Origin of the sequence: Psychromonas arctica, from assembly GCF_038155225.1 — a bacterium.
Taxonomy (GTDB): domain Bacteria; phylum Pseudomonadota; class Gammaproteobacteria; order Enterobacterales; family Psychromonadaceae; genus Psychromonas; species Psychromonas arctica_B.
Map to the genome: position 1 here is coordinate 1 of NZ_JBAKBA010000164.1, position 244 is coordinate 244.

Consider the following 244-nt stretch of genomic DNA (forward strand, 5'->3'; position numbering starts at 1 on the left):
ATCACCGCATTATGGATATTTACTCCGTGGCAAGGTGAAAAGCTATCTATTGAAGATCGTCTGTTTAATAAGTTGTATGAGAAAGTAAATAAAAAATATTTAACAAGAAGCAAAGGGCATTACAAAAGCAGCACTAAATAATAAATGTGAATTAGCCACCCAAACCTTAACCTTATTTTGCCAAGCAATGTGCGGCTTCGCTGGTAACTTAGCACTCAGTTTAGACTGTAAAGGCGGTGTTTAT

At 36.1% G+C, this 244-nt stretch carries 1 protein-coding gene; it reads left to right on the forward strand.

Annotated features, from left to right (window positions below; all coding sequences use genetic code 11):
- Positions 1-118: 118 nt before the first annotated feature.
- Positions 119-244 (forward strand): glucokinase (locus tag V6255_RS18175; protein ID WP_341629396.1); only part of this gene is annotated, 126 nt, incomplete at its 3' end.